Source organism: Pelagerythrobacter marinus, assembly GCF_009827515.1.
Taxonomy (GTDB): domain Bacteria; phylum Pseudomonadota; class Alphaproteobacteria; order Sphingomonadales; family Sphingomonadaceae; genus Pelagerythrobacter; species Pelagerythrobacter marinus.
Genome location: NZ_WTYO01000005.1, coordinates 62186 through 75808 on the forward strand (window position 1 = coordinate 62186; position 13623 = coordinate 75808).

A 13623-nucleotide genomic window follows, 5' to 3' on the forward strand; every position below is an offset into this window, starting at 1 on the left:
TCTCAGCAAGGGGCAAGGACACGCACTGGACATGAAGAGGAAGCAAAGGAAGTGAAGCCCGTGAAATACGCCTATGGCCTGACTTCGGCACTCCTTGTCGGCGGCGCGGCGATCTCGCTCGCGACCGGCTATCCCGCGGGTGCGCAAGTGGCCCAGAACGACGAGAGCCGCATTGCCGGCGCCGTTCCGCGTGCCGGTGCGCCCGAAAGCTTCGCCGACCTGACCGCGCAGCTCCAGCCCGCCGTGGTCAACATCTCGACCAAGCAGCGGGTGGAGGTGCAGACGATGAACCCCTTCGCCGGCACCCCGTTCGAGGGGCTGTTCGGCCGGCGCGGCGGCCAGCAGCCGCAATATCGCGAAGGGCAGTCGCTCGGCTCGGGGTTCATCATCTCGGCCGACGGTTTCGTCGTCACCAACAACCACGTGGTCAGCCCGCCCGGCAGCGCGACGGTGGAGGAAATCACCGTCACCATGCCCGACGGCACCGAGTACCCGGCGGAACTGGTCGGCACCGACCAGCAGTCGGACCTCGCGGTGCTCAAGATCGACCGCGACGAGCCCTTCCCGTTCGTCGAGTTCGGCGATTCGGACCAGGCCCGCGTGGGCGACTGGGTGATCGCGATCGGCAATCCCTTCGGCCTGGGCGGCACGGTGACCAGCGGGATCATCTCCGCCGTCTATCGCACGCCGCCGACCGGCGGCCGGCAGGTCGTGGGCGCCTACGACCGCTACATCCAGACCGACGCCAGCATCAACCGCGGCAACTCGGGCGGCCCGCTGTTCGACATGCGCGGCAACGTGATCGGCATCAACAACGCGATCATCTCCCCCACCGGCGGCAGCGTCGGCATCGGTTTCGCGATCCCGGCGGACATTGCCGCCCCGATCGTCGAGCAGCTGCGCGAAGGCCGGCCTGTCGAACGCGGCTACCTGGGCGTGCAGCTCAGCCCGGTGGACGACGATATCGCCGATTCGGTCGGCCTCGACCGGAGTGTCGGCGAGTTCGTGCAACGCGTTCCCCCGGGGCACCCGGCAGAGCGTGCAGGCATCCGCGCGGGCGACATCATCCTCGAGGTCGACGGGCGGCCGGTGACCCCCGAACGCAGCGTGTCCTACATCGTCGCCAACACCGCGCCGGGCACGCGCCTGCCGATCACGCTCTATCGCAACGGAGAGCGGCGCACGGTCACGGTGACGGTCGGCCAGTACCCGAGCGAGGAAGAGCTGGCCCGCGAACAGCAGACCTTCGACCCGGAAGAAGAGCCGGACATGAGCGAAGGGCCGCAGACCGGCGCGGTCGCCGAACGGCTCGGCATCCAGGTGATAGAGCTGACCCCGCAGATCGCGCGCCAGCTCCGCGCGCCGGCGGATACGCGCGGCGTGGTGATCGCCGCGGTCGATCGCCGGGCCGATGCCGGGCGCAAGGTGACCCGCGGCGACATCATCCTGAGCGCCAATTACAACGAGGTCTCCTCCCCGGAAGAGCTGGAGCAGATCGTGGCCGAAGCCCAGCGCAACGGGCGCGACACGGTGCTCCTGCGGATCCAGCGCGTCGGGGCGCCAAGCCCGTTCTACGTCGGCGTCCGGATGCGCTGACCCGGCCGCGGGCTGCCCCGCGGCACATGGCGCCCGGCGCAGGCAAGGGCCTCCTTCCCCGGCGGGAAGGGGGCCCTTTCCCGTTCGGCCGTCTCTTCCCCCTCGGCGCCGGCGGGCGGCGTGTTCCGGCCGCGGCTGGCGCGCGCGGCAGCCGGGCCCTAGTCGGCGGTGGGTGCGGGCGGCAGGCGGAGGGGCTGCGGGGTCGGCGCCGGGCGCGGGGTGGCGCGCGAAGGCTGGGGCGCGGCGCGGCCCTGCGGCTCGGCCCGCCCGGTCGCACGGTCGAGGAAGTCGTCGCTCGCCGCCTGCCCCGCGCCGCCGGGCGGCGTCTCGCGTTCCGGCTCGCCCGCGTCTTCCTGGCGCGATCGGTCGGCGGGCGGGGTCTCGCCCTCGATCGGGAAGGGGAATTCGCCCGGCTCCTGCCGGCGGCCGGGCTCGATCAGGTTGCCCTGCTCGTCGATGTAGTAATAGTCGTCCGGGTCGCCGTAGTAATACTCGTCGTCCGGCTCCAGCTGCCATTCGGGCAGCTGGAGCTCGGTATCGAACTGCTCCACCGGCCGGTCCCTGACCGCGTAGCGCATGTAGGCGGCGAACGCCTGCGCCGGCGCGCGCCCGCCCTGGAGGCCCGGCACGGCCCGGGCATCGTCGCGCCCCATCCACACGCCGGTGGTGATGCCGCTGGAAAAGCCCAGGAACCACCCGTCCTTGTTCGAATTGGTCGTGCCGGTCTTGCCCGCCACCGGGCGGCCGATCTGCGCCGCGCGGCCGGTGCCGGTGTTGACCGTGGTCTGCAGTAGGTCGGTGATCCCGGCGGTCACGTAATCGGGCACCAGCGGGGTCGAGGGCGGCGGATCGTGGCTGTAGAGCGTTTCCCCGCTGGCGGTCGTCACCTTGACGATCCCGTAAGGTTCGACCGAGTTGCCCCCGGCCGAGATCGCGGCGAAGGCGCGGGTCATGTCGATCACGCGCACTTCCGAACTGCCGAGGACCATCGCCGGGTAAGTCGAGATCGGGGTCGTGATCCCGAACCGCCGCGCCATCGAGGCGACGGTGCCGAAGCCGACTTCGTTGCCGAGCTGCGCGGCGACCGTGTTCTTCGAATAGGCGAAGGCGGTCCGCAGGTCGATCTCGCCGGCGAAATTGCCGCCCGAGTTGCGCGGGCTCCACCCGTCGATCGTCACCGGGGCATCGACCACCCGGTCTTCGGGCGTGTAGCCGGCTTCGAGCGCGGAGAGATAGACGAACAGCTTCCACGCCGATCCCGGCTGGCGCACGGCGTCGGTCGCGCGGTTGTAATTGGTGGTGACGTAATCGGTGCCGCCGACCATGGCGAGGATCGCCCCGTCGCGGTCGAGGCTGACCAGCGCGCCCTGCGCCCCGCCCGGCGTGTTCGACTTTATCGCCGCGGTCGCCGCGCGCTGCATCCCGACGTCGATCGTGGTCCAGACCTCGATCGGCTCGAACGTCTCGGGCAGCAGCAGGTCGAGCTGCGGCAGGGCCCAGTCGGTGAAGTAACGGACCGAGTTCTGGCCCCGGTCCTCCTTCAGCTTGACGGCGGAAGGATCGACGCTCGCCTCGCTCGCCGAGATCCGCCCCTGTTCGCGCATCAGCCGCAGGACCACGTTGGCCCGGCCGACCGCGGCATCGACGTCGGCGGTGGGGGAATAGCGGCTCGGCGCCTTGACCAGCCCGGCGATGATCGCCGCCTCGGCCGTCGAAAGCTCGGTCGCCGGGTGGCTGAAGAACTTGCGGCTCGCGCTGTCCACGCCATAGGCGCCGCCGCCGAAATAGACCTTGTTCAGGTACAGCTCGAGGATCTGCTCCTTCGAGAACTTCCATTCGAGCGCGAGCGCGAGGACCGCCTCGCGCAGCTTGCGGTCGAGCGTGCGGTTGGAATTGAGGAAGATGTTGCGCGCCAGCTGCTGGGTGATCGTCGAGGTCGCGGAAATGCGCCCGTCGCCGGTCATCGCGACCCAGAACGCGCGCGCCAGGCCGTAAGGGTCGATCCCCGGGTGCGAGTAATAGCGGCGATCCTCGACCGAGATCATCGCGTCCTTCATCACCTGGGGGATCTCGTCGCTGTCGAGCCACTTGCCGTAACTCGGCCCCAGTTCGACGATCTCGGTCCCGTCGCGCGCGCGCACGACGATCGTCTGCGCGGTCTGCGATGCCCTCAGTTCGGAATAAGTCGGCAGCGACCGCGCGGCGAAAGCCACGGCCAGCCCCAGGAACAGGGCGCCGAGCAGCGCCAGCGCGCCGCCCCAGACGAAGAGGCGCCGCAACCAGCGTTTCCAGCCTGTCGGTCCGGTCCGGCCGGTGGACCTGGCGCCTTTCCGCCGGCTGCCCCGCTTCGCCATCAGTCTGCGTTCACCTCTTTACGGGCCGCGCGGCCCGGTCTTTCGCTTTCCGCCCGGTGCATAGGGGAGTTGTAACGCGGCGTGAACGGCCCGGCGCGATTAATCCTCCGGCAGGCGCGGTCATTCCTCCGGCGCGAAGTCGAGCGCCGCCGAATTGATGCAATACCGCAGGCCGTCCGGCCCCGGCCCGTCGGGGAAGACGTGGCCAAGGTGCCCGTCGCAGCGGGCGCAGACGACCTCGGTGCGGACCATGCCGTGGCCGGTATCGCGGTGCGCCTCCACCGCCTCGCCGCTGGCGGGCGCGGTGAAGCTCGGCCAGCCCGAACCGCTGTCGTATTTCGCCGCGCTGTCGAACAGGGGCAGGCCGCAGGCGGCACAGCGATATTCGCCGGCCTGGCCGTTCTTCTCGTACTTGCCGGTGAAGGCGCGCTCGGTCGCGCCTTCGCGCAGGACGCGGTACTGTTCGGGCGTCAGCCGCTGGCGCCACTCGGCTTCCGATAGCTGGATCTTGTCGGGCATCGTGCAGGCTTCCTCTCGCTGGCGTGGCCCGGCGGGATCAGGCATCCAGTTCCGCGTAGTGGCGCGGCGGCTGGATCACTTCCATGCGTTCTGACAGGAGCGGGCGGAACGAGGGGCGGCTCTTGAACACCGAGTACCACCCGCGCGTCTGCTCGTGCCCGGTCCAGTCGATCCCGCCGAGGTAGTCGGCAACCGATATCTGGGCAGCCGCGGCGAGGTCCGCAAGGCTCATCGTCGCGCCCGCCAGCCAGGTGCGGTTGTCGATCAGCCAGTCGATGTAGTCGAGGTGCCCGTGGGCCAGCTTCATCGCCTCGCGCAGGATCCGCGAATCGGGCGGCTGGCGCAGGACGAGCCGCTTCTTCATCCGTTCGTGCAGCAGCGGCATCGTCACGTCGCCGAAGAAGTTCTCGTCGAACAGCGCGACGAGCCGGCGGATCTCCGCCCGGTTGGCGGCGGTGCCGTTGATCATCGGCGCCTTGTCCACCGTCTCTTCGAAATACTCGCAGATCGCGCGGCTGTCGGACAGGGCGATCCGGCGGTCGGGATCGTGCAGGACCGGGGTCCGCCCGGCGGGGTTGAGCGCCCAGAACTCGTCGCTCGCATCCCACGGGTTCTCGCGCCACAGCTCGTAGCCGACGCCCTTTTCGCTCAGGAGAAGGCGAACCTTGCGGCTGAAGGGACAGAGCGGGAACTGGTAGAGGCGCCACATATGCATCCCCGCTCATGCCGGATGCGCGCGGAGCCGTCCAGCCCGCCCCTGCTTGGCGCGCGGCAGGGCGCGGACCGTGCGCGCCAGCCTGCCCGACGCCAGCCCGCCCGACGCCAGCCCGCCCGATGCCAACCGGCCTAGCGCCCGCCGCGGCGCGCTTCCTCCAGCGCTTCCATCAGCCGGCCAGCCATGTCGGCCAGGATCGGGCGCACCGTCTCGACCGTGCCGGCCATTGCCGCCGCACGGTCGAGCGCGCGGGGCAGTTCCTGCGCCGCGCGGGCCGGGATCTCGCCCGCTTCGGGACGCATCTTGCGCAGCGTGAGGTCGGGATCGACGCTGGCCGGATCGCGGCCCGCGGCCTCGGCCATCGGCTCGACGATCGGGGCGAGCGGCAGGTCGAGCAGGACTTCGCCCAGCACCGCGACGGTCGCGGCGAGGCTTTCCTGCATCGCCGGGTCGCGCAGCTGCTGCGACAGGGGCGGCTCGCCGGCGTGGACCGCGCCGTCCGCCGGCGCGACGGGATGCTCGGGCGGATGCTCGGCCGGATGCTCGGGCGGCAGCTGGGCCTGCGCGGCGGCCGGCAGCGCGACAAGCAGGGCGGCGGGCAGGGCAAGAATGCGCATCGTGGCTCTCCGATTCGTTCGCCCCGCCGTGCCGCCGGGCGGCTGACCGGGCGGTGAACGATGCGCCGAGCCGTGCCGTCAGAGCCCCGAGGCGTCGAGCAGGAGCAGGCAGGGCGGCATGACCGCGTCGAGCATGTCCCCCCGGGCGAGATCCTCGTACTCGCCCAGCAGGAGCTGCGCGACCGCCGCGCGGTCGAGCCCGGCGCGGTCCATGATCTGCGCCGCGCTGCGCACGAAGAACTCGCGCCCGCGCGCGGCCATCGGGGGATAGGCCGCCATTGCCGGCTCGCCCGCCGCCTGCCCTTGCGCGACCAGCGCGAAGGCGGCCGAACAGCGCAGCGCGGTCCGCTCCCCGGCCTCCAGCGGCACAGCGCTCGCGTCCCGCCCGGCGGCGTCCTGCGCGCGCACCGGGGCGGGGGCGAACGCTGCGAGCGGGAGCAGGAGCGCGCATGCAACAGCGAGCGGGGCGAAGATGCGGATCGGGCCGGTCATGGCCCCACCCTATAGGGCGCGCGATGAACGCTTGCCAACGCGGCCCGGTTGACGCGGCCCCCGCGCGCCGCCATCCCCCGCGCGAGTTGCGAGCACCCGGGGACGCCCCCCGGCGACGAACATCAGGAGCTGCGCTTATGGCCGACTATCCTTCCCTCCACCTGCTGATCGGCGGGGAACAGCTTTCGGGCGATGGTCGCGAGAGCGAGGACGTGATCGACCCGGCGACCGGCGAGACGATCGGCACCCTGCCCCATGCCGGCACCGACGATCTCGACCGCGCGCTGGACGGCGCGCGCCGGGGTTTTCGCGAATGGCGCGACACCCCGGCCGACAAGCGCGCGGCGATCCTGACCAAGGCCGCCGGCCTGATCCGCGAACGGGCGCGCGAGATCGGCCCCGCGATGACGCGCGAACAGGGCAAGCCGGTGAAGGAAGCGATCGGCGAGACGATCTACTGCGCGATGCTGCTCGAATTCTACGCGCAGGAGATCAAGCGCATCTACGGCCGCACGCTGGTGCGCCCGTCGGGCCAGCGGGTCGAGGTGCAGTATCACCCGGTCGGCCCGGTGGCCGGTTTCGCGGCGTGGAACTTCCCCGCGATCAACGTCATGCGCAAGATCGGCGGCGCGCTGGCGGCGGGCTGTTCGGTGATCGTCAAGCCGAGCGAGGAAACGCCCGCCGGCGGGATCGCGATGGTCCAGGCGCTGATCGACGCCGGGGTCCCGGGCGACGCGGTGCAATGCGTGTTCGGCGTGCCCGACACGGTCAGCCGCCACCTCCTCGCCTCGCCGGTGATCCGCAAGGTCACCTTCACCGGCTCGACCGCGGTCGGCAAGCACCTGGCACGGCTGGCGGCCGACGACCTGAAGGTGGCGACGATGGAGCTGGGCGGCCACGCCCCGGTGCTGGTCTTCGCCGACAGCGACATCGATGCCGCGCTCGATACGATGGTCCCGACCAAGTACCGCAACGCCGGGCAGGTCTGCGTCAGCCCGACGCGCTTCCTGGTGGAAGAACCGGTGTTCGAGAAGTTCCGCGACGGTTTCGTGGAACGGGCGAAGCAGGTCGCCGTCGGCAACGGGTTCGAAGACGGCACCCAGATGGGGCCGCTGGCCAATTCGCGCGGCCTCGATTCGATGGAGAAGCTGCTCGGCAACGCGCAGGAGAAAGGCGCGAAGCTGCTCGCGGGCGGATCGCGGATCGGCAACCGCGGCTATTTCCACGAGCCGACCGTGCTGAGCGAAGTCCCCCTCGATGCCGAGATCATGAACGAGGAACCGTTCGGCCCGGTCGCGCTGATCAACCCGATGGCGGGCGAAGAGGCGATGATCGAGGAAGCGAACCGCCTGCCCTATGGCCTGGCGGCCTATGCCTGGACCGACGACCCGGCCCGCCGCCGGCGGCTCGCGGCCGAAGTCGAGGCCGGGATGCTCGCGATCAACGGCGGCGGCGTTTCCGCGGTCGATGCTCCGTTCGGCGGGGTCAAGTGGTCCGGCTATGGCAGCGAGGACGGGCGTGAAGGCGTGATGGCCTGCATGGTGCCCAAGACCGTGCACGAAAGCTGACCGGCCCCGCTGTCACCGCTCCCCCCTTTCGTTCCAGGAGATCCCCCGATGAAAACCCGCGCCGCCGTCGCCTTCGCCCCCAAGCAGCCGCTCGAGATCGTCGAGCTCGACCTCGAAGGGCCCAGGGCGGGCGAAGTCCTGGTCGAGATCATGGCCACCGGCATCTGCCACACCGATGCCTACACGCTCGACGGGCACGACAGCGAAGGCATCTTTCCGTCGGTCCTGGGCCACGAGGGCGCGGGGATCGTGCGCGAGGTGGGCGCGGGCGTGACCAGTGTGAAGCCCGGCGACCACGTGATCCCGCTCTACACCCCCGAGTGCCGCCAGTGTAAGTCGTGCCTTTCGGGCAAGACCAACCTGTGCACCGCGATCAGGGCGACGCAGGGCCAGGGGCTGATGCCCGACGGGACGACGCGCTTTTCCTACAAGGGGAAGCCGATCTACCACTACATGGGCTGCTCGACCTTCTCGAACTTCACCGTCCTGCCCGAAATCGCGGTCGCCAGGATCCGCGAGGACGCGCCCTTCCAGACGAGTTGCTACGTCGGCTGCGGCGTCACCACCGGCGTCGGCGCGGTGACCAACACCGCCAAGGTGCAGGTGGGCGACAATGTCGTGGTCTTCGGGCTCGGCGGGATCGGGCTCAACGTGATCCAGGGCGCGCGGCTGGCCGGCGCGGGGATGATCGTGGGCATCGACATCAACCCCGACCGCGAGGAATGGGGCCGCAAGTTCGGCATGACCCACTTCCTCAACACCAAGGGCATGAGCCGCGAGGACGTGGTCGCCAAAGTGGTCGAGATGACCGACGGCGGCGCCGATTACACGTTCGACTGCACCGGCAATACCGAGGTCATGCGGACCGCGCTCGAGGCCTGCCATCGCGGCTGGGGCACCTCGATCGTGATCGGCGTGGCCGAAGCGGGCAAGGAAATCGCGACGCGCCCGTTCCAGCTCGTGACCGGGCGCAACTGGCGCGGCACGGCCTTCGGCGGGGCCAGGGGGCGCACCGACGTGCCCAAGATCGTCGACTGGTACATGGACGGCAAGATCGAGATCGACCCGATGATCACCCATGTCCTGTCGCTGGAGGAGATCAACAAGGGCTTCGACCTCATGCATTCGGGCGAGAGCATCCGCAGCGTCGTCGTCTATTGACCTCGCGCGGCAAGCCGATATAGGTAGCTAATCGAAACCTACTTTTCGGGAGAGATCCGCCATGTTCAATCACGTCATGATCGGTGCCAACGACATCGAGCAATCGCGCGCGTTCTACGACGCGGTGCTCGGCACGCTCGGCTTCGAAGGGGAGCCGATCCGCAATGTCTCGGCGAGCGGGCATACCCGCCTGTTCTACGTCCACGACGGCGGCACGCTGTGCCTGACCGAGCCGATCAACGACCAGCCGGCGACCGGCGCCAACGGCGGAACGATCGGCTTCAAGTGCGATTCGCCCGAACAGGTGAAGGCGTTCCACGATGCCGGGGTCGCCGCCGGCGGCACCTCGGTCGAGGACCCGCCCGGCCCGCGCGATGGCGGGGTGATGGGCACCGTCCATCTCAGCTACGTGCTCGACCCGGCGGGCAACAAGCTGTGCGCGATCCACAGGCCGCAGGCCTGACCGACACCGCCGCCGCCGGCGGGCGGCGCGGCGAGGCGGGATTGCTGGCGGACCTGCGGGCGCTGGCGATCCCGTTCGCGGCGCACGAGCACCCGGCGACCTTCACCGTCGCCGAAAGCCGCGCGCTCGACGCCGGCATTCCCGGCGCGCACAGCAAGAACCTGTTCCTGAAGGATGCGGGCGGCGCGTTCTGGCTGGTCACCGTGCCCGCGGCGGCGCGGGTGGACCTCAAGGCCCTGCCCGCCGCGCTCGGATGCCGCCGGCTCAGCTTCGCCCGGGCGGCGGAGATGGAGCGGCTGATCGGCGTGTCGCCCGGATCGGTCACCCCGCTGGCGATGATCGATGCCGCGCCCGGCACGGTGACGCCGGTGATCGATGCCGGGCTGGCGCGGGCGGAACGGGTCAACGTCCACCCCCTGCGCAACACCGCCACCATCGGCCTTGCCGGGGCCGGGGTGCTGCGCCTCCTGCGCCACTGGGGGCACGCACCGGTCGTGATCGCGGTCCCGGTCGCCGCCTGACCGCCCGCGGCCGCGCACTGCGCGGCGATCCTTCGACAAGTCGGCGCCAAGGCGATAGAGCGGCGCGCATGACCATCGAGACCACCAGCACCAATCGCGCCCATGGCGGCACCCAGGGCGTCTATCGCCATGCCTCGGCCGCTACCGGCACGCCGATGACGTTCTCGGTCTTCGTGCCCGACCATGCGCCGGGCGCGCGCCTGCCGGTGCTATGGTATCTCTCCGGCCTCACCTGCACCCATGCCAACGTGACCGAGAAGGGCGAATATCGCGCGGCCTGCGCGCGGCACGGGGTGATCTTCGTCGCCCCCGACACCAGTCCGCGCGGCGAGGACGTGCCCGACGCGGCGGACGAGTACGATTTCGGCCAGGGCGCGGGGTTCTACCTCGATGCCACGCAGGACCCGTGGGCGAAGAACTACCGGATGCGCAGCTATATCGAGCGCGAACTGCCCGAACTCGTCGCGGCCCATTTCCCCGCCGACATGGCGCGCCAGTCGATCACCGGCCACTCGATGGGCGGGCACGGCGCGCTGACCATCGGCCTGCGCAACCCGGATCGCTTCCGCGCGATCAGCGCCTTCGCCCCGATCGTCGCGCCCGGCGAAGTGCCGTGGGGCGAGAAGGCGCTCGGCCGCTACCTCGGCGGCGACCGCGCCGCATGGCGCGAATACGACGCCGTCGCGCTGATAGAGGACCGCTTCGCCAAGGCGGGCGGGCGCCATCCGCACCTGCTGGTGGACCAGGGCACGGCCGACGATTTCCTGGTCGAACAGCTGCGCACCCACCGCCTGGCGGAAGCCTGCCAGGCCGCCGGCATCGACGCCACGATCCGCCTCCAGGCGGGTTACGACCACTCGTACTATTTCATCTCGACCTTCATGGCCGAACACGTCGAATGGCACGCCCGCTGGCTGGGATGAGGGGCAGCGCGCCTGCTTCGACCCCGCCGTTTCAGCCCTGCGGCGCCGTTCCCGGCCGCAAGTACGCGAACATGTGCGCGACGTAATCGGCCTTGCCCAGTTCGATCCCGCGATGGCGCAGGATGGCATAGGCGGTCATGACGTGGAAATAGAACTGGCCGATCGCCCAGTCGCGGACATACTGGTCGAGCGTCAGGTCGAAGATCATGCCCGTGGGCAATTCGTGCGCGACGGCGCGATCGGGGCCGCCGTCCAGATCGCCGGAAAGCGAGCGGACGAGCGAGAGCGTTTCCTCGATCCGCGTGCGCGCCTGCGCCATCGTCCCCGGGGCCTCCCCGGCATTGCGCCCCTCGTCGAGCAATTCGGTCAGCGCAGGCGGAAAGGCCTCGTCCCGCAGGCGGAACAGGCCCTCCTGCGCCTGGACGCAAGCGAAGCGGACCTGAGTCGAGAGCGGGAACATGTCCGGCGCCAGCCGCGCCGAAAGCAGCGCGTCGGCTTGTTCAGGCGCCTGCGCCTGCGCCTGTGCCTTGTCGAGCCAGCTGGCCAGCGCGGTCAGCATCTGCACATATGTGGGAACGAGAAAACCTGCCGGCGTCATGATCGACCTTCCATGATGTTGCGCCCGCAGGCCCGGACGCGCGCATAGCACGGCCCGATCCCGCCACCTACCTGCCATGCGGCGCCGCGCCGAACGACCGTTTTCCTACAGGCCCCGGGACCTGCTAGCAGCGGCTGAACGCTCTTTCGCATCGTGGGTCGTCCATCCCGTTCTCGCGCGCTGCGCGGGCAGTCGATTGCTTGCGCCCCGCAGGCCGGCGCGCGCGGGCATCTGTCCGTCACCCTGCGATGTGGCGGCGCAAGTGCCTGTTTTTGCCGATCAAATCGGGGGCGGGCGAAAGTGACGCGGTGTCACCTTTGTCCGGCCTTTCAATCAGGGGACGGGCCGCGCCCGGGCCGTGCGGACTTCGAACAGGGCATATTCGGCGCGCCAGTTCGCGCCTGCCGCGCCCACTTCGCGGTCGGCGGTGAAGAACCAGCGGTTTTCGATTGCGATGCCGAGCTGCGCGGTCAGCTCCTCGAAATCCTTGACCGTCATGTGGTGGATATTGGCCGTTTCGTACCAGGTCACCGGCAGGTGCCGCGTCACCGGCATCCGCCCGCGCCGCATCAGCGCCCAGCGCATCCGCCAGTAGGCGAAATTGGGGAACGAGACGAAGGCCCGGCGGCCCACGCGCAGCAGCTCGGCCAGCATCCGGTCGGGCCGCGCGGCGGTCTGCAAGGTCTGGCTGAGGATCGCGACGTCGAACGCGCCATCGGGATAGAAGGCGAGATCGCGGTCGGCATCGCCCTGCACCACGCTCAGGCCCCGCGCGACGCAGCGTTCGACCAGGTCGGGATCGATCTCTATCCCGCGCGCATCGACGTTGCGGCTCTGCTGCAGCGCCGCCATCAGCGCGCCGTCGCCGCAGCCGACGTCGAGCACGCGCACGCCCGGGGGCACCTGACGCGCGATGACCGCGAGATCGGGCCGCAGGCTCGCCAGCTCAGCCATCGAGGAAGCCCTTCACCACCCGGTCGAGCGCGGGAACGTCGAGCAGGAAGCTGTCGTGCCCGAAGGGGGAAGACAGCTCGACGAAGCTGACCGGCGCGCCCGCGGCATTGAGCGCGTGGACGACGTGGCGGCTTTCCGCGGTGGGATAGAGCCAGTCGGTGTCGAAACTGACCAGGCAGAACCGCGCCCCCCTGCCCATCGCGTGGCCGGTGAAGGCATCGGCCAGCTTGCCGCCATGTTCTTCCGCAATGTCGAGGTAATCCATCGCGCGGGTGATATAGAGGTAGGAATTGGCGTCGAAACGCCGGGTAAACCCGCTGCCCTGGTAACGCAGGTAGCTTTCGACCTGGAAATCGGCGTCGAAGCCGAAGCTCTTGGCCGAACGGTCCTGCAACCGGCGGCCGAACTTCTCGGTCAGGCCCGCTTCGGAAAGATAGGTGATGTGCGCGGCCATGCGCGCCACGGCCAGCCCGGCATCGGGGGCGCTGTCGTGGCCGTAGTAATCGCCTTCGCGCCAGTTGGGGTCGGCCATGATCGCCTGCCGCCCGACTTCGTGGAAGGCGATGTTCTGCGCCGAATGGCGCGCGGTCGTGGCAATGGCGAGCACGCGCGCCGCCCGCTCGGGGAAATTGGCCGCCAGGCTCAGCGCCTGCATCCCGCCCATCGACCCGCCGACGACCGCGTGGAGCCGCTCTATCCCCAGCCCGTCGAGCAGGGCGACGAGGCCGCGGACCATGTCGCGCACGGTGATGACGGGGAAGCGCATGCCCCAGGGCTTGCCATCGGGCGCGGGGCTGGCCGGCCCGGTCGATCCCATGCAGCTGCCGATCACGTTGGCGCAGATGACGTGATAGCGGTCGGTATCGATCGGCTTGCCCGGGCCGACCATGCGTTCCCACCATCCCGGCTTGCCGGTCATCGGGTGCGCGCTGGCGAGGTACTGGTCGCCGGTCAGCGCGTGGCAGACGAGGATCGCGTTGCCCTTGTCCGCCGCCAGCTCGCCATATGTCTGGTAAGCGATCGCCGCGCCTTCCAGCGCCTGCCCGCCGTCGAGCGGCAGCGGGCCGGGCAGCGCGTAGCTGTGCGAGGGGGCGGCGGCGGTCATTGCGGCGCGGGGATTGGGCGGCTGCCGCGCGCCTGTC

14 protein-coding genes are annotated in these 13623 nt (G+C 70.1%); 6 read left to right on the plus strand and 8 right to left on the minus strand.

Annotation, left to right across the window (positions count from 1 at the left end; genetic code table 11):
- Nucleotides 1-60 precede the first annotated feature (60 nt).
- Complete coding sequence (locus tag GRI72_RS11320; protein WP_160734042.1) at nucleotides 61-1596, plus strand: Do family serine endopeptidase; 1536 nt, start codon at nucleotides 61-63, stop codon at nucleotides 1594-1596.
- 158 nt (nucleotides 1597-1754) lie between these two features.
- Here the strand turns inward: GRI72_RS11320 and GRI72_RS11325 are convergent, their stop codons facing one another.
- From GRI72_RS11325 to GRI72_RS11345, 5 genes are all read right to left on the minus strand, one after another.
- Nucleotides 1755-3950, minus strand: a complete 2196-nt coding sequence (locus GRI72_RS11325; RefSeq protein WP_160734043.1) for a transglycosylase domain-containing protein — start codon at nucleotides 3948-3950, stop codon at nucleotides 1755-1757.
- A 120-nt stretch (nucleotides 3951-4070) separates the two neighbouring features.
- Nucleotides 4071-4469 (minus strand): peptide-methionine (R)-S-oxide reductase MsrB, encoded by a 399-nt coding sequence (gene msrB / locus GRI72_RS11330; protein WP_160734044.1) that lies wholly within the window; start codon nucleotides 4467-4469, stop codon nucleotides 4071-4073.
- Nucleotides 4470-4506: 37 nt separating this feature from the next.
- Nucleotides 4507-5178 (minus strand): glutathione S-transferase family protein, encoded by a 672-nt coding sequence (locus tag GRI72_RS11335; protein WP_160734208.1) that lies wholly within the window; start codon nucleotides 5176-5178, stop codon nucleotides 4507-4509.
- A 137-nt stretch (nucleotides 5179-5315) separates the two neighbouring features.
- Nucleotides 5316-5801, minus strand: coding sequence for a hypothetical protein (locus GRI72_RS11340; RefSeq protein WP_160734045.1), 486 nt, complete (start codon nucleotides 5799-5801; stop codon nucleotides 5316-5318).
- 78 nt (nucleotides 5802-5879) lie between these two features.
- Nucleotides 5880-6293: a hypothetical protein gene (locus GRI72_RS11345; RefSeq protein WP_237487111.1), complete on the minus strand. Its 414-nt coding sequence runs from the start codon at nucleotides 6291-6293 to the stop codon at nucleotides 5880-5882.
- Nucleotides 6294-6430: 137 nt separating this feature from the next.
- Between GRI72_RS11345 and GRI72_RS11350 the strand changes: the two genes are divergently transcribed.
- From GRI72_RS11350 to fghA, 5 genes are all read left to right on the plus strand, one after another.
- Nucleotides 6431-7861 (plus strand): NAD-dependent succinate-semialdehyde dehydrogenase, encoded by a 1431-nt coding sequence (locus GRI72_RS11350; RefSeq protein ID WP_160734046.1) that lies wholly within the window; start codon nucleotides 6431-6433, stop codon nucleotides 7859-7861.
- Between the two features lie 48 nt (nucleotides 7862-7909).
- Nucleotides 7910-9022, plus strand: coding sequence for an S-(hydroxymethyl)glutathione dehydrogenase/class III alcohol dehydrogenase (locus GRI72_RS11355; RefSeq protein ID WP_160734047.1), 1113 nt, complete (start codon nucleotides 7910-7912; stop codon nucleotides 9020-9022).
- 61 nt (nucleotides 9023-9083) lie between these two features.
- On the plus strand, nucleotides 9084-9485 hold the full coding sequence (locus GRI72_RS11360) for a VOC family protein (protein ID WP_160734048.1): 402 nt from the start codon (nucleotides 9084-9086) through the stop codon (nucleotides 9483-9485).
- A complete protein-coding gene (locus GRI72_RS11365; RefSeq protein ID WP_337191181.1) occupies nucleotides 9458-10006 on the plus strand; it encodes a prolyl-tRNA synthetase associated domain-containing protein in 549 nt (182 codons plus the stop codon). Before GRI72_RS11360 ends, GRI72_RS11365 begins: the two co-directional genes overlap by 28 nt.
- A 68-nt stretch (nucleotides 10007-10074) precedes the next feature.
- Nucleotides 10075-10929 (plus strand): S-formylglutathione hydrolase, encoded by an 855-nt coding sequence (gene fghA, locus GRI72_RS11370; RefSeq protein WP_160734049.1) that lies wholly within the window; start codon nucleotides 10075-10077, stop codon nucleotides 10927-10929.
- Nucleotides 10930-10960: 31 nt separating this feature from the next.
- Here fghA and GRI72_RS11375 read toward each other — a convergent pair whose 3' ends face one another.
- From GRI72_RS11375 to metX, 3 genes are all read right to left on the minus strand, one after another.
- A complete protein-coding gene (locus tag GRI72_RS11375; RefSeq protein WP_160734050.1) occupies nucleotides 10961-11527 on the minus strand; it encodes a DUF1993 domain-containing protein in 567 nt (188 codons plus the stop codon).
- Between the two features lie 333 nt (nucleotides 11528-11860).
- A complete protein-coding gene (gene metW / locus GRI72_RS11380; RefSeq protein WP_160734051.1) occupies nucleotides 11861-12481 on the minus strand; it encodes a methionine biosynthesis protein MetW in 621 nt (206 codons plus the stop codon).
- A complete protein-coding gene (metX, locus tag GRI72_RS11385; protein ID WP_160734052.1) occupies nucleotides 12474-13586 on the minus strand; it encodes a homoserine O-acetyltransferase MetX in 1113 nt (370 codons plus the stop codon). Before metX ends, metW begins: the two co-directional genes overlap by 8 nt.
- Between the last annotated feature and the right edge of the window lie 37 nt (nucleotides 13587-13623).

Excerpts from the sequence above, each read along its gene's own strand:
- GRI72_RS11335 (WP_160734208.1), bottom strand. The coding sequence starts at position 5,178 with ATGTGGCGCCTCTACCAGTTCCCGCTCTGTCCCTTCAGCCGCAAGGTT.
- GRI72_RS11350 (WP_160734046.1), top strand. The coding sequence starts at position 6,431 with ATGGCCGACTATCCTTCCCTCCACCTGCTGATCGGCGGGGAACAGCTT.
- GRI72_RS11375 (WP_160734050.1), bottom strand. The coding sequence starts at position 11,527 with ATGACGCCGGCAGGTTTTCTCGTTCCCACATATGTGCAGATGCTGACC.
- msrB (WP_160734044.1), bottom strand. The coding sequence starts at position 4,469 with ATGCCCGACAAGATCCAGCTATCGGAAGCCGAGTGGCGCCAGCGGCTG.
- GRI72_RS11345 (WP_237487111.1), bottom strand. The coding sequence starts at position 6,293 with ATGACCGGCCCGATCCGCATCTTCGCCCCGCTCGCTGTTGCATGCGCG.
- GRI72_RS11360 (WP_160734048.1), top strand. The coding sequence starts at position 9,084 with ATGTTCAATCACGTCATGATCGGTGCCAACGACATCGAGCAATCGCGC.
- GRI72_RS11325 (WP_160734043.1), bottom strand. The coding sequence starts at position 3,950 with ATGGCGAAGCGGGGCAGCCGGCGGAAAGGCGCCAGGTCCACCGGCCGG.
- metW (WP_160734051.1), bottom strand. The coding sequence starts at position 12,481 with ATGGCTGAGCTGGCGAGCCTGCGGCCCGATCTCGCGGTCATCGCGCGT.
- GRI72_RS11355 (WP_160734047.1), top strand. The coding sequence starts at position 7,910 with ATGAAAACCCGCGCCGCCGTCGCCTTCGCCCCCAAGCAGCCGCTCGAG.
- fghA (WP_160734049.1), top strand. The coding sequence starts at position 10,075 with ATGACCATCGAGACCACCAGCACCAATCGCGCCCATGGCGGCACCCAG.
- metX (WP_160734052.1), bottom strand. The coding sequence starts at position 13,586 with ATGACCGCCGCCGCCCCCTCGCACAGCTACGCGCTGCCCGGCCCGCTG.
- GRI72_RS11340 (WP_160734045.1), bottom strand. The coding sequence starts at position 5,801 with ATGCGCATTCTTGCCCTGCCCGCCGCCCTGCTTGTCGCGCTGCCGGCC.